Raw genomic sequence first — 13,488 nt, forward strand, 5'->3', positions numbered from 1 at the left:
ATAAAATTTTTTACTCCTACAGGAGAAGCTGCCTTTCGGGTCTACTGACTTTTAAGATGCACTTAGGATAGTATCAAATGAGCAGAACCTCATTTTCAGGCGCAATAATAGGCCCAGCGGTTTGTACCGCTGAGCCTATTTTAGTCCCTAAATTACTATTAACCTTTCACCAGCCATCACCCGGGGGATTTAATGATCGTCAATTAAATCATCCAGGTACTTTCTGACGTTATCCGGATTGCCCGAAATCCGTTCCGAGCGTTCCTGGTCCTTAATAAGTTTGTCCAGGGATTTTTTTAGGATCTCTTCCTCACAAGCCTGAGGAATGACTACAACGCCATCGACATCACCGACAATAAGGTCTCCAGGACAAACCACTGTTCCGCCACAGGAGATAGGGACATCAATCTCGCCCCGGGCATGCTTGCTGCCAGCCGCTACGGTCGTTCCTTTGCAGAAAACCGGGAAATCCAAAGCTTTAATGCCCAGAATATCTCGAATTGCCCCATCGACTACAATTCCGGCCAGTCCCATTGTTTGGGCCATGCCAATTATGAAATCTCCCGCTATGGCCCGACAGGTATCTCCTTGGGCGTCAATGACTAAAATTTCTCCCGGCCTTGCTTCCCGGATGGCCCGTAATACAGCAAGATTTTCCCCTGGGGGCATTTTAACAGTAAAGGCCCTGCCCGCAATTTTATAATGTTCTTGCAGCGGTTTAAGGGAAAAATCCATCGTATTTAAGCCCTTCAGGGCATCCGAAATGCAAGTTGTCGGGACTTCCTTAAATTGACTCATTATTTCACTCATCATAATTCCTCCAAACTCTAGATTATCTCCTGCCTCCACCACGCAACAATTTTAAAAGCACGGCCTGTCGTTCCTGAAATTGCCGCTTACTTCAAAAATACTTCCAGCCAATCAATAATTTCTTCCATTACGCCCAAAGTTATTTGGTGGTTCAGGTTCTGAACCTCCACAAACTTAACGTTGGGAGGCTGTTGGCCGCAATATGAGACCAACTGTTCATAGAAAAAGCGCTGACACTCGATGGGAACCGTTGTATCTGCACTGCCGTGTATTAAAAGCATTGGCCGGCTCGCGAGAGAAGCAATATCTCCGATTGGATCATATTGTTCTATTATCTTGAGTATTTTATCTGATCCTAATAAATCGGCAACCTGGAAAACCTCTCCGGCTTTTTTCCACGCGCAGGACCCGTTGATGCTTACAAGGGTTCCGACGTTTTTGTTCAATGAAAAAGCCCCGGAAGCAATGAAGGCCCCCATGGAATTTCCCGCAACCGCAATAGCCCGCGGGTCCAAATTAAAATGATCAATGACCGCTTCAAGGAGTCCCTTAAATTCATCTACACTTTGGACAACGGTTGTCCAAAAATACTCTCCTATAACCCCCGGATCATTATAATCTAAAGTTCCCCTTTCTCCGTGATATATAACTTCCGGAATTATAACCCGATATCTCCAATGAGCCAGAATTGATGAAAAAAGATAGGTATTCTCCTTGGTGGAAGACCAACCGTGGTAATAAATTATGGTTTTTAGAGCTTCACCTGCGCTGCGGTCTGAGACCACAAAGCAAGGAATGCCTTTTAAACGCAGATTCAAAACCCTGACAGTTTCAGGAATCCTCATTTCCATTCTCCTCCAATGTCCTGGCAAGACAGCTCTTTTTTACACCTTGTTGCAAGCCTTTAAAAGAATTCTTTACCGGTGACTTGATTCCTTCTAAAGATCATAAGGAAAAGACCATTCCGGACAGAGATTTCCTGAATGGTCAACGAAAAGTTTATTCATACTTACTTGATAATACGCCTGGTACCCTCTTTGCGCGGCGGAACACCGGATTCCTTGGCAATATACCCAACGACTGCCGAAGAGCAGATAGTATGTTCTCTGGGAATTCCCAATTCCAAAAGATAATCACGCAGCCCGGGATCATTGCGCAGCCAATGCAGCTGATTAATATAACAACTGCCTAATCCCAAGGAGTTTGCCGCTAAGAAAAGGTTCTCCAGGGCCAGGGCACAGTCGGCCATAGCATTTTCGTAATTGGGGCGATTGGAAGCAATGATGAGCGTTGGTGCATGGTGGAAAAAATGACAGTCTTCTTTTTGCGCCAAAGCTTTGGCACCAAGCTTGCCGGGATAGTCGTCATCTGGAATCCAGTGCTGAAATCCCGCTTTCAGCAATTCGTTGATTTTGGCCAGAGCTTGCGGGTTCTGAACCGCGGTAAACAGCCAGCTTTGACTGTTGCCTCCGCTAGGCGCCCATATAGCGGCTTCCAGCAGGATTTCCAACTCTTCCTCTTTAATCTGCTGTTCCTGAAAATGACGTGTACTTCTCCGCGAACGAATACAGTCAAGCACTTCATTATGAATCATGACGTCTCCTCCTGTCCCCAAAATCTAAAACATCCGGTTCAAGCAAGACACTGCTTTCACTCATTATATCACTAACAAGAGACTGATTATCCGGGAATAGAGTTACTGCCGGTTCGGGTTTGGCTGATGCTCGCGCCTTTTAAAGACAATTGAACCATGTTATAGTTTTTGGTAACGGATGCTTCCGCCTCAATGAAAAGTCTCTTAGCATATCAGGTAAAGTCTTATCCCCTGTACTTTTTAGTTAATCCTTTTAAGAAATTTCTGGCGTACTTATCGCCGCACTCTTTATAATTTTTATGGCCTTCCTTGCGCAACAGGGCGCTCAACTCCCCTTTTGTTACGTTGATTCCCGTTTCCGCGAAGATATTTATGATATCTTCACTGGTGAGGGAGAGAGCTATTTTTAATTTCTTAAGCAACATATTATTGGGGTTTTCATTATTTTTAAGTGTCGGCCCTTCAGGCGTCTCCGGTTTGGTATCCTGCTGTCCTCTCTTATATGTAATAAGACCATTTAGAAAGGACTCCAGCATACTGTTTTTGCATCGTATCCTCTCATTTTCGCCCTCTGTCTCATTGGGATCGCCGGTTTCAGTGAGACGACGGTAAGTATCTTTTGATTTTATAAGCAGCTTTCCCACCATTTCCTCCGTCAGCTCAAGACCGCCAAGCTTAAATATTTCCACCATTTCCGTGTTTCTTATGTTGAGGGCATATCTTAATCTGATCAGGATGTCATTATTGTCCATTTGCAATCCTCCTCAATCCTTCTTAAAACCACTCTATTATAGCATGAATAGGTTAGCGGGACAGCGTCCCACCACTGCCGCACAGGTTTACCGGCGTTAAGGGTTCTTAAAGTTACCCTTCCCAACGAACGCGGCAATATCCCATCAGGCAGTGACTGGAGTAAACTATAGATATCCAAACTGGTTTAATAAGATTGGCTAGGTGATTTAAGATTGAATAAGAAAGATTTCTCCAATAAAGTTTATGGGATCGTCAGGGAAATCCCTTGCGGTAAAGTGGCAACCTACGGATTGATTGCCTTTTTAACAGGTTACCCGCAATGTTCAAGAATGGTGGGACAGGCCCTGCATCATGCTCCGGATTTTCCCGCTCTTCCCTGCCATCGGGTTGTAAATCACCAGGGCCGCTTAGTCCCGGGATGGACAGAGCAAAAACAACTCCTGGCCGGCGAAGGTATTCCTTTAAAAGAAAACGGCTGCGTGGATTTAAAAAAGTACCTGTGGGACTTTGCACAACTTGTACCTTTTCATGAATCAGACGACTCTTCTCTTTAAAGCTTCCAGGCTTGTTACATCTCTAGCCCCTCGCAAGTCTAAGTATAAGTCAAGTAACTAATGAGCTGCCACACTTAATGTCCAAAGTACAGACAGGTTGATTATACGTCCTCATAACAAATTTTAGGATTATACCACTATATATTTAAGAATATCCTTTAGATCGTCCGTATCAACTGCATGCATCGAACTCTCCCGAACTTTTAATGGACTATTGATAGCGATAGATTTTCCGCAGTATCCAAAAACCGGAATGTCTGTTAAGCCATCACCCACGGCAATACATTCTTCAGGTTTTATGCTGTTATGTTTACAAAAATCTTGTAAACACGAGATTTTTTCTTCAGCTCCAATGTAATTAAGAATTTTTCCGGTAAATACTCCTTCAACTACTTCGTAATCACTGCCATAGTAATGATCAAATCCCCAAATATTACATACAACCTTGGCTACTTGCTTTGGGCCAACAGTAATAACAAGGCATTTAATATCCTGTTCATGCAATGCCTTAACAACACTCTTAATATTCTTTAAAGGCTTTGCAATCTTTAAAAAAGATTGAGCAATTTTACATTCTTCAAGACCTAAAAGTAATTCTGCTCTAAGGTAATCCGCTGATTTATAGTTAAGGATGCCTTTGTCTTCCTGTTCTTGAATGAGAGATTGCTCTTTTTCTTTCCCGTTTAAAATACAAGGCAACATAACGGAATGGATTTCTCTAATCAGTGTATCGTCCAAATCAAAACAAACAAGTTTAAACTTCCCCATGCTATTTACACCTTTACTCAAATAGATTACTTTATTTGCAAATTTTTACTATCCCTACAGCCGTAGCCCTACCTCCCAAATTCGCAAGCTGTTTAAAATCGTTTGAAGGCAGACCCAGGGATAGATTCTGATGCACTGGTATTTATGTTGCTTGCTGCACCATCACCTAAAGCAAGTGAAAGTGAATCATGCTTCACCATAAGGCTCTACATAGTATTGAGAGCCTCTTTTTATTACCTTACAATTAATTAAATAATTGCCCGAAGCATACAGTGGAGGTCTGGTAAAGTAATAAATTTTGGCGTTTTGCAGTTCCAGACTATTTCTGTCCAGTTCTTCTTGAAACTGATTTTCAACAATTCCTGTGGTCAAAGCAGTAATTGGGTGCTCCGATAGAAACAAATAGGTTCTTATGGCCATTTGCGGGGCGTTATAAGCCCGGGATGCGGCATACCCTATGAAAATACAGCAAATAGCTATCGTAGTGACCAAAACAATGAGCTTCTTTTGCAAAGTATGCACCTTCTCTGTATAACCAATATTTTACTATCTTAATAGTAACTCTATTAGTTCTATAAGTCTAGAAATTGAAACTAATTGCCGGGCAGCTGGATACCACGCCAGCCGCTTACATCGCATTGGCCATATTCATTATCACCCACAGCAACCATCGTGCCGTCCGATTTAAGACCGAGAGTATGAGCGCATCCCGCTGCGACCGCCACAATATCGCGCCAGTCGTTTACATGACATTGTCCATGCTCATTCCAACCCACAGCCGCCACAGTACCGTCCGACTTAAGGCCGATGGTATGATGACTACCCGCCGCTATCGCCACAATACCGCGCCAGCCGCTTACATCGCATTCTCCTTGCTTATTGCGGCCAACAGCCACCACCGTGCCGTCCGATTTAAGCCCAACAGTATGCAGGTAACCCGCCCCAAGCGCCACGATATCGCGCCAGCCGCTTACATTGCATTGTTGATACCGATTATTACCCGCTGCTGTCACCGTGCCGTCCAATTTAAGAGCGATAGTATGCCAGTCACCCGCAGCAACCGCCACAATATCCCGCCAGCTGCTTACATTGCATTCACCTTCATTGTTTCGACCCGCAGCAACCACTGTACCATCTGATTTAAGCCCGATGGTGCGGCGCCAACCCACCGCAACCGCTATAATATCGCGCCAGTCGTTTACATCGCATTGGCCATGCTTATTCCAACCCACGGCCGCCACAGTGCCGTCCGATTTAAGTCCGATGGTATGAGCACTACCCGTGTTCGTCGCCATATGAACATTACCAGCCGCGACTGCCACAATATCGCACCAACCGCTTACACCACATTGGCCATAATTGTTATCACCCACAGCCGTCACCGTGCCGTCAGATTTAAGACCAACGGTATGACGACGACCTGCGGCTATGGTATCTTTGCCTTTATATAAGTCCATTCCGCTACCTCCAGTGCGCCTGGCCCTGTCAAAAAGCTTGGTCTTCCAACTCAAAATTTCCTTGATAAACCCATTAGATCTTCAACTTTATTAAGGGTCGCCGCCGCTTTTTGAGAAGCTTTAGCCGCGCCGGCAGTTAATACTTGATCAAGGTAGTCACTATTAACAAATTCCTTATATCTGGTTTGAATGGGACGTATCGTTTCAATAATTGCTTCGGCTACGTCGTTTTTAAATTGTCCGTAACCCTTGCCGGCATATTGTCGCTCGATTTCATCAGTTGACTTATTGGTAATTAAAGCATATATAGCCATGAGATTCGCCAGGCCTGCCTTCAACTCTTTATCGTAGTAGATTTTGTTTTCCGAATCGGTTTGAGCTTTCTTTATCTTTTTTAGAACCATTTCAGGTTCGTCAAGCAAATAAAGAGTAGCCAGGGAATTGTCATCCGATTTACTCATCTTTTTCTTTGGCTCTTGTAAGGACATAATTCGCGCTCCCACTTCTTGAGTCTGAATAGCAGGAATTTTAAACGCTTCTCCATAACGACTGTTAAAACGTTGTGCCAAATCCCTGGTTATTTCAATGTGTTGTTTCTGGTCATCTCCTACCGGAACATAGTCAGTTTGGTAAAGCAGTATATCCGCAGCCATTAGCGGCGGGTAAGTAAGCAAACCCGCAGGGATGGAATCGCCATTTCCATGGCGTTGCGATTTATCTTTATATTGAGTCATCCGTTCAAGCTCGCCAATAGTTGACAAGGTAGTCATAATCCAGCCCAATTTGACATGTTCAGGTACTTCGGATTGAATAAATAAGGTTACTTTGTCAGGGTCCAAACCGATTGCCAAATACAATGCGGCTAAATTTCTTATGTTTTCCCTAAGTTGATTTGGTTCTTGAAAAACCGTAATTGCATGTTGATTGACAATACAAAAGTAGCACTCATGCTCATTTTGATAGTTTGTAAAGTTTCTCATGGCTCCAAGATAATTTCCTAAAGTGATCGTTCCACTAGGCTGCACACCTGAAAAAATTATAGACATAACTAACGCTCCTTTAAACTAAAATAAAAAGCCCAATCATCCTCAAAGGGACGATTGGACCGTGGTACCACCCATACTTATTTAACATTGCATAATATTAAATCACTTTTTCCGTACTAAATAATACGGCACCTTTTGTAACGTGCGGGTAATCACGTCAACTCCTACTAACATTTCGGGGTTGCTGCTCAAGAGGCCATTCAATATTTAGTCCACACTGATTCTCACCAGCCATCAGCTCTCTGACGCTTCCTAAATAGTTACTCTTCTCTGTCATCGCTTTTAATCACTATTAATAATATTAAAAAGTAGTTTATCATTTTCATACACTTAAATCAAGTTTTGTCTTCTACTAGCGCAGATAATCAACTATCCACACATCCGTGACCGTTGCGGATGTACCCTGCTTCAACGTTTGCTTGTCACGAGCATGCCCCGAAGCCTCTTCTTAACTGTTGAAATAGTGGCCTTGTTCAAGATCCGGGATTAATCCGGGGTGTACTGGCCGCCACCCCAAAAGTTCCTGAGTCTTTACGCTTGACCTCGGGATGTCGAGCGCCGCAATGGTGCCGATAAAGCCGAAGTGGGCGTCTGCTTCCTGGCGTGAAATGCTGACGACCGGCAAGTTCAGATGACGACCGATGACACCGGCGATGTCGCGGAAGGGTATGCCCTCGTCACCTGCCCCCTGCAGCCGTGACCCTGCCGGGGCGGCTTCCAGCGCTAAGCGGAAAAGGCGCGCGGCATCGAGACGATGTACGGCCGGCCAACGGTTAGCCCCATCGCCGATATAGGCAGAGACGCCCTTGTCGCGGGCAATGGTGATCAGTCTCGGTACGAAGCCCTTATCGCCCTCGCCGTGCAAGGACGGAGAAAGCTCCACGATGGCTGCCCGCACCCCGCGCCCGGTCAGCACCATCGCCGCGTTCTCCGCTGCCGTTCCGTTTGCGTGGGCGGTGATCACGAAGGGCTTGCCGGAGCCTTCAAGTGCCGTACCCATCGCCTGGACAGCGCGCAGATCGGTTGAAAGTGCGCCGGCAAAATCTGAGAAGTCGTGTTTAAATGCCAGGTGAATGACACCCTCCGCTGCTGCAGCGGCGTTGTGAAGGGCGTCGAGGTCGTCAAGAGTACCGCGGTGCATCTCGGCCCCGGCCTCTTTCAGTGCCGCAGCACCATTGTCTGAGCGGGCCAGACCGGTAACCTTATGACCGGCATCAATGAGTTCGCGGACAACGACAGAACCGATGTAGCCTGTTGCTCCCGTTACGAAAACACGCATAGGATATCCTCCTTAACAATTACATTATATAATCGCCTTATTTCTTGAACAATTGCAGTATAAACTATAGAGTGAACTGTAAGGCAAGTCATATCGGGGAGAGATTTACATGAAGATTCGTGAATTAGCGGAAAAGACAGGTTTAACTGCCTACACAATTCGTTTTTATGAAAAAGAAGGCTTGTTGGACAGCCGGCACGTCCGGAGAGAAAAAAATAACTATCGCAACTATTCAGAGGGGACTAGCGAACGTCTGAAATTCATAAAAAAGTTGCAGGGCGTAGGCTGTTCGCTAGTCGAACTGAAAGAAATTTTACAGGAACATGACGCCAATACGCGCAGCGAAGAGCAGGTTATTGAATGGATTCAGCACAAGATGAGTGAGATCGAAGGTAAGAAGGATAAATTGGATCAGATCCTTGGGACCCTTAACTGGATGTTGGAATACAGAATGGCTTTGATGAATGACCCGGAAAAAGCTAAATCTTTATTAGAGCTTCGGCATTCCGAATAATTCGTTCCGGGGTTTGATTCAGGAATTAGCCGATATCAGGTTACAAATATCTACTGAAACCAGATACGGTGATTCCGAACAGGAATGGATAACTGAACATTATAGGTCTTAATCAAGTGACTTTATTGACCGCAATTTTCGGAGTCGTTTTATCGGTACAACAACTTGGTCTCTAATTCGTCAAAAGGATATTTACTAAACTATGAGCTTTAAAAGAGCAGTAGGATGCTGCGGTGAACCGCGGCATTCTACTGCTCTTTTTTATTAGGTCCCTAAATAAATCCTTGACATCCCCAGACAAGAGCAATATACTTCAAATTAGTTAGGTTCCTAAATAAATTGAGAATTATTTTAACAGGGGGAATTTCTATATGTCATCAACAGATTCAAACGATTTATACCAAGCTTTATTTAGATTGTACCGGCAGATGTTTCGTCTGGTACATCTTGAAATGCATGGAAAGCATGAGCTTTACCGCGGACAGGCTAATTTGCTCCTTTTAATTTTAAAGAATAATGGAGCCAGTCAAAGAGAGTTGGTGGAACAGTTGGACATTCGCCCGTCTTCTTTGACAGAAATGGTCACGAAAATGGAGCAAGCCGGACTGATTACCCGCAGACAAGATGAAAAAGATCAACGTGTCATGCGTATTTACCTGACCGAGGCTGGTAGAAAAGCTGCCGAGCCATTAGTCGGCACCACAAGCGATTTTATAAATTCTATTTTCATCTCCTTGACGGAGGAGGAAAAAGAACAAATGCTTGTAATCACAGAAAAGTTATGTGCCACTATGGAGGCAATGTATGTGCCTAAAGCGGACATGCGCAATAATGACATTCGCCATAAAGATAGCCATCCGGACATACAGGAATATTACTCGGAGTTTTTAAAGAAAAGCAAACGGGAGGAGCGTGAATAATACCATGTTCTCTTTCAAAGCTCCTCTTATATTGCAAAATAAATCCGTAACTCTTTTATTGATTGCCCGTACCTCGACCACTATTGCCTTTCAAATGCTGACCGTTGCCGTAGGGTGGCAAATGTATTCACTTACTCACACACCTTTTTATCTCGGACTTGTGGGATTAGTCCAGTTCTTGCCCATGTTTTTGCTGACTCTTGTAGCCGGTTATGTCGCAGACCGTTATGATCGAAAGCTTATAATATGTTTAAGCCAAATTGCAGAAAGCATAGGGATTTTCCTGCTTGCTTTCGGAAGTCATAACGGCTGGCTTACTAAAGAGACTATTCTCGGTATTGTCTTTTTTATCGGTATTGCCAATGCCTTTCAAGGCCCGCCAATGCAAGCTTTGCTCCCTAATGTTGTCAGCAAGGAGCTTTTTCCACGGGTAGCTGCTTTAGCAACCTCCATATCTCAATTGGCCATCATTCTAGGGCCGGCCATTGGGGGAGCCCTTTATGTACTAAGCCCCACAGTTATGTATTCAATAGTTGGCCTATTGTCCTTGGCGACAAGTGTGATTATTTTCTTCATTTCAATAAGAAAGGAACCGTCCAAACCTGAACCAGTAACTATAAGGTCAATCTTTGGGGGAATATCTTTCATTAAAAGCAAACCCGCTATACTTGGGGCCATATCTCTTGACCTTTTTGCCGTATTATTCGGCGGTGCAACAGCTTTATTACCTGTTTACGCCAGCAATATTTTGAAAATCGGACCCTTGGGATTAGGTTTATTGCGTTCAGCACCTGCCGCAGGAGCCTTGATAATGTCCGTCATCCTGGCTCAAAAGCCTTTAAAGAGAAATGAAGGATATATTATGTTTATGGCGGTAATCATTTTTGGAATTTCCACCACAATTTTTGCCATATCCAGTTCCTTTGTATTATCACTTTCAGCACTTTTAATACTGGGGGCATCTGATGTCGTAAGCGGAGTCGTTCGTTTTACATTAATCCCATTGCAAACCCCGGATCATATGCGAGGCAGAGTAAGTGCCATAAATATGCTGTTTATAGGTACATCGAATCAGCTTGGCGAATTTGAATCAGGGTTAACGGCCGCTTGGTTTGGAGTTGTTCCTGCTGTTTTGATTGGAGGAATTGGTACAGTAATTGTTGCAATTCTATGGATGAAACTGTTCCCAGACCTTTTGCATGTCAATAATTTAAGTCAGGTATGTGAAAGCAGACTGTGAAATTGCCCGGTATTATTCGTTTAAGCTTAGGTTACTTTTCAGCCCTCAAAGAATTTCAAAGGTTGTTTGCATTCTTTCAGACATCAAATAATGCCGCTAACTATTTTGATATAATATTCTTAAGCCAAGCATTGATTGCTTTCTTCTTTTCCTCCGTGAATTCTTTCTTCGCTTCTTCATTTAACCATGCTAAAGATCTTTCAGCTAAATATCTTCTCATTTGCTCCTCGGCTTCCAGCATGATAACTTTTATTAGACAAGGACATTTTTCAAAGTTATTCTGCGCTGCATTTTTGTCAACTAAGATATTGTTCTGCCTGATTTCCGCACACTGGAATATTGGCGATGCACCTTCAACTGCTTCTACAATATCCCATAGGGAAATTGCCTCCGAATTACGAGCTAATTCATAGCCCCCATTAACACCTGGCATTGCTCTTACGATGCCGGCTTTCCTCAATTTTGTAAAAACCTTAGAAAGATATGTTTCAGATATTCCTTGTAATGTTGCTAATTCTCTAACTCCAATGGCCTTCCCTAAGGGTAGGTCTACCATGTAAAACAAAGAATGTAACGCATATTCCACACCTATGCTAAATTGCAAAGTGCTTGCCTCCCCCGATAACCACATAGTTTAATTAAATTGACTATACACGCTTTAGATATTTTAGACAAGATTTCTGTTGACTTGCATACAAACATAAGTTAATATCTATATTGTGGATAATAGTTATCTGTAATATCTTATTTATGGGAATCAAAAATTGAAAGAGGAGGCAATCCTAAATGATCAACGAAACACTATTGGAAGTATTATCGCACCCTGCCGACGGGGTTGTGGCGATAGTAACTCAAGGAGCAGATGAGCCTCACGTCGTTAATACCTGGAACAGTTACGTACACGTGACTTCAGATGACAAATTGTTAATCCCCGCCGGATTCATGCATAAAACTGAAAAAAACATTGCCGCAAATAATAAGGTACAACTTACGATTGGAAACAGGGAAGTCCAAGGCAAGATGAATAAGGGTACGGGATTTCTCATAAAGGGTACTGCCAGGTTTATTAAAGATGGTGAAGAGTTTGAAATGATGAAGAACAAGTTTGTCTGGATTAGGGCAGTTTTAGAGATCACCGTCAATCACGCAATACAGACAATCTAACCGACATTTGATGAACTTGCGACTTGCAAGAGCAAAACCCTGTTGATCGCAAGACCGGCAGGGTTTTGTTTTTTATACGTTGTCAGGATAAAAACCTTTCATCTATGACAATCGAACGTTTCGTTTTCTCTCCATATCGCACCTTAGCCATAGATTTAAAACGTAATGCATGCAAAAAAATATTAGCCAGAATGGGACTAATAGGTCCTCCTTATGGGCTTCCTTCCTCGTTTCACGGTTACTACGCCGTTTTCCATCACTCCTGCTTTTAGCTAAACTCCACCCCGCGCTGGACGCTCTTGCTTTTGGCTATGTGCTTGGCACTATCAACCCGCACTCGGGACCTTCACCCATTAGACTTCGCCCGTGCCGGGCGCACAAGAAAAGAAAAAACGGCCTTATTTTAAGCCGTTTTTTCTGACTAACTGGGTCTTTAGAGAAGTTGCTATTGTACTGGCCATTAAAGAAAGAACCATTTTTGAAGCCCGGCGACATCTACTGATCTTTAATTATAATTGTGTTAACGAATCTTAACGGATGTAAAACTTAATATTCTCTATAGAGGTAACGTTTGAATTGTTGCAACTCCACTATTTAAGTCAACACCGGTTATTGTAACTTTGGCAAGTGATTCAGGATTAATGTTTGGGTAAAATTTCAATTTGAGTATACCTTGCTCTGTTGTAATTGTGCCTACACTTGAACTGAATTGAATATTATTGGCAAGAGATGACCTTGTAATATCAGCACCGTATTGATCATTCACAATATATGTTGCATAACCCATCCTGTCTGTTCCATTAGAGGGGACTACCGCCAATTTAGTTGAGTTTATCGTAATTTTACTGACCTTTTGATCTGAAGTTTGACTGGAGCTTGGGCTTTCAAGTGTCGGATCAGTAATGGGAGCAGTATAACTGGAAGAGCCTGAGCCGGAAGAAGAATCAAGACTTACAACTATGCCGGTGGTTAAGTCAACAAGCGTAATAATAACCGGTTTATCAGTATCTGAAGAAGAATTATAAGTTATCGTACCTATGCCTTTGCTCGGATCTAGGGTAACTGATGACCTTACTGAGGCAACGGCCGATAACTGGGTAGCCGGGACGCTTGACGTAATGTCTTGCCCCGTTCCATCAAGTACCTGGTACTTAAAGGTTGCAGTAGTTGTCCCAACTTTGGTGAGATTGCTTAACCTCAGAGTCTTATACGTTTTAGTTAGGCTATCTCCATTCGTTGTATTGGGCGAATTCAGATCAGTTATTACAGAATCGGGAATAATCCCCGTTCCGCCAAATACATAGACATGGCTTGCATTGGCAACTCTTTGCTGATAGTAACTTCTCGTATTTGCCGGAGAATCATTATTAATAAGGGTTATAGGTTCTG

At 43.4% G+C, this 13,488-nt stretch carries 15 protein-coding genes, 1 pseudogene and 1 other annotated feature; of the genes and pseudogenes, 5 read left to right on the forward strand and 11 right to left on the reverse strand.

The annotated features are described in order from the left end of the window. Positions 1 to 189: 189 nt before the first annotated feature. From REC12_RS04565 to REC12_RS04580, 4 genes are all read right to left on the reverse strand, one after another. Positions 190 to 813 (reverse strand): RraA family protein, encoded by a 624-nt coding sequence (locus REC12_RS04565; RefSeq protein WP_308892633.1) that lies wholly within the window; start codon positions 811 to 813, stop codon positions 190 to 192. 83 nt (positions 814 to 896) lie between these two features. Beyond that, positions 897 to 1,655 carry a prolyl oligopeptidase family serine peptidase gene (locus tag REC12_RS04570; RefSeq protein WP_308892634.1) on the reverse strand — a complete coding sequence of 253 codons (759 nt, stop codon included), beginning with the start codon at positions 1,653 to 1,655 and terminating at the stop codon, positions 897 to 899. Positions 1,656 to 1,819: 164 nt separating this feature from the next. After that, positions 1,820 to 2,404, reverse strand: coding sequence for a nitroreductase family protein (locus tag REC12_RS04575; protein WP_308892635.1), 585 nt, complete (start codon positions 2,402 to 2,404; stop codon positions 1,820 to 1,822). Between the two features lie 224 nt (positions 2,405 to 2,628). Beyond that, positions 2,629 to 3,156, reverse strand: a complete 528-nt coding sequence (locus tag REC12_RS04580) for a YehS family protein (protein ID WP_308892636.1) — start codon at positions 3,154 to 3,156, stop codon at positions 2,629 to 2,631. 213 nt (positions 3,157 to 3,369) lie between these two features. On the opposite strand from REC12_RS04580, the gene REC12_RS04585 reads away from it, so the two are divergent. Continuing rightward, entirely contained in the window at positions 3,370 to 3,711 is a 342-nt protein-coding gene (locus REC12_RS04585) for an MGMT family protein (protein WP_308892637.1), read from the forward strand. 129 nt (positions 3,712 to 3,840) lie between these two features. Here the strand turns inward: REC12_RS04585 and REC12_RS04590 are convergent, their stop codons facing one another. From REC12_RS04590 to REC12_RS04610, 5 genes are all read right to left on the reverse strand, one after another. Then, on the reverse strand, positions 3,841 to 4,479 hold the full coding sequence (locus tag REC12_RS04590) for an HAD family hydrolase (RefSeq protein ID WP_308892638.1): 639 nt from the start codon (positions 4,477 to 4,479) through the stop codon (positions 3,841 to 3,843). A 186-nt stretch (positions 4,480 to 4,665) separates the two neighbouring features. Then, complete coding sequence (locus REC12_RS04595; RefSeq protein WP_308892639.1) at positions 4,666 to 4,992, reverse strand: YjcN family protein; 327 nt, start codon at positions 4,990 to 4,992, stop codon at positions 4,666 to 4,668. Positions 4,993 to 5,072: 80 nt separating this feature from the next. Beyond that, entirely contained in the window at positions 5,073 to 5,936 is an 864-nt protein-coding gene (locus tag REC12_RS04600) for an RCC1 domain-containing protein (RefSeq protein ID WP_308892640.1), read from the reverse strand. A gap of 50 nt (positions 5,937 to 5,986) precedes the next feature. Beyond that, complete coding sequence (gene trpS / locus REC12_RS04605) at positions 5,987 to 6,982, reverse strand: tryptophan--tRNA ligase (RefSeq protein ID WP_308892641.1); 996 nt, start codon at positions 6,980 to 6,982, stop codon at positions 5,987 to 5,989. Between the two features lie 43 nt (positions 6,983 to 7,025). Continuing rightward, positions 7,026 to 7,268: a binding site (T-box leader), on the reverse strand. A gap of 162 nt (positions 7,269 to 7,430) precedes the next feature. Next, positions 7,431 to 8,261 (reverse strand): SDR family oxidoreductase, encoded by an 831-nt coding sequence (locus REC12_RS04610; protein ID WP_308892642.1) that lies wholly within the window; start codon positions 8,259 to 8,261, stop codon positions 7,431 to 7,433. Between the two features lie 109 nt (positions 8,262 to 8,370). Between REC12_RS04610 and REC12_RS04615 the strand changes: the two genes are divergently transcribed. From REC12_RS04615 to REC12_RS04625, 3 genes are all read left to right on the forward strand, one after another. Next, positions 8,371 to 8,775: a MerR family transcriptional regulator gene (locus REC12_RS04615; protein ID WP_308892643.1), complete on the forward strand. Its 405-nt coding sequence runs from the start codon at positions 8,371 to 8,373 to the stop codon at positions 8,773 to 8,775. A 371-nt stretch (positions 8,776 to 9,146) separates the two neighbouring features. Then, positions 9,147 to 9,695, forward strand: a complete 549-nt coding sequence (locus tag REC12_RS04620) for a MarR family winged helix-turn-helix transcriptional regulator (RefSeq protein ID WP_308892644.1) — start codon at positions 9,147 to 9,149, stop codon at positions 9,693 to 9,695. Positions 9,696 to 9,699: 4 nt separating this feature from the next. Beyond that, a complete protein-coding gene (locus tag REC12_RS04625) occupies positions 9,700 to 10,935 on the forward strand; it encodes an MFS transporter (RefSeq protein WP_308892645.1) in 1,236 nt (411 codons plus the stop codon). A 100-nt stretch (positions 10,936 to 11,035) separates the two neighbouring features. Here REC12_RS04625 and REC12_RS04630 read toward each other — a convergent pair whose 3' ends face one another. Continuing rightward, positions 11,036 to 11,539 (reverse strand): RrF2 family transcriptional regulator, encoded by a 504-nt coding sequence (locus REC12_RS04630; RefSeq protein ID WP_308892646.1) that lies wholly within the window; start codon positions 11,537 to 11,539, stop codon positions 11,036 to 11,038. A gap of 182 nt (positions 11,540 to 11,721) precedes the next feature. On the opposite strand from REC12_RS04630, the gene REC12_RS04635 reads away from it, so the two are divergent. Continuing rightward, the gene (locus REC12_RS04635) at positions 11,722 to 12,099 is read left to right on the forward strand and encodes a pyridoxamine 5'-phosphate oxidase family protein (protein ID WP_308892647.1); all 378 of its coding nucleotides are present in this window, start codon (positions 11,722 to 11,724) and stop codon (positions 12,097 to 12,099) included. A 556-nt stretch (positions 12,100 to 12,655) separates the two neighbouring features. Here the strand turns inward: REC12_RS04635 and REC12_RS04640 are convergent. Then, positions 12,656 to 13,488: pseudogene (locus REC12_RS04640) on the reverse strand (hypothetical protein); the annotation flags it as partial.

This window comes from Candidatus Desulfosporosinus nitrosoreducens, assembly GCF_030954495.1.
Classification (GTDB): Bacteria; Bacillota; Desulfitobacteriia; order Desulfitobacteriales; family Desulfitobacteriaceae; genus Desulfosporosinus; species Desulfosporosinus nitrosoreducens.

Excerpts from the sequence above, each read along its gene's own strand:
- REC12_RS04570 (WP_308892634.1), bottom strand. The coding sequence starts at position 1,655 with ATGAGGATTCCTGAAACTGTCAGGGTTTTGAATCTGCGTTTAAAAGGC.
- REC12_RS04590 (WP_308892638.1), bottom strand. The coding sequence starts at position 4,479 with ATGGGGAAGTTTAAACTTGTTTGTTTTGATTTGGACGATACACTGATT.
- REC12_RS04600 (WP_308892640.1), bottom strand. The coding sequence starts at position 5,936 with ATGGACTTATATAAAGGCAAAGATACCATAGCCGCAGGTCGTCGTCAT.
- REC12_RS04565 (WP_308892633.1), bottom strand. The coding sequence starts at position 813 with ATGATGAGTGAAATAATGAGTCAATTTAAGGAAGTCCCGACAACTTGC.
- REC12_RS04610 (WP_308892642.1), bottom strand. The coding sequence starts at position 8,261 with ATGCGTGTTTTCGTAACGGGAGCAACAGGCTACATCGGTTCTGTCGTT.
- REC12_RS04635 (WP_308892647.1), top strand. The coding sequence starts at position 11,722 with ATGATCAACGAAACACTATTGGAAGTATTATCGCACCCTGCCGACGGG.
- REC12_RS04575 (WP_308892635.1), bottom strand. The coding sequence starts at position 2,404 with ATGATTCATAATGAAGTGCTTGACTGTATTCGTTCGCGGAGAAGTACA.
- REC12_RS04620 (WP_308892644.1), top strand. The coding sequence starts at position 9,147 with ATGTCATCAACAGATTCAAACGATTTATACCAAGCTTTATTTAGATTG.
- REC12_RS04580 (WP_308892636.1), bottom strand. The coding sequence starts at position 3,156 with ATGGACAATAATGACATCCTGATCAGATTAAGATATGCCCTCAACATA.
- REC12_RS04615 (WP_308892643.1), top strand. The coding sequence starts at position 8,371 with ATGAAGATTCGTGAATTAGCGGAAAAGACAGGTTTAACTGCCTACACA.
- REC12_RS04625 (WP_308892645.1), top strand. The coding sequence starts at position 9,700 with ATGTTCTCTTTCAAAGCTCCTCTTATATTGCAAAATAAATCCGTAACT.
- trpS (WP_308892641.1), bottom strand. The coding sequence starts at position 6,982 with ATGTCTATAATTTTTTCAGGTGTGCAGCCTAGTGGAACGATCACTTTA.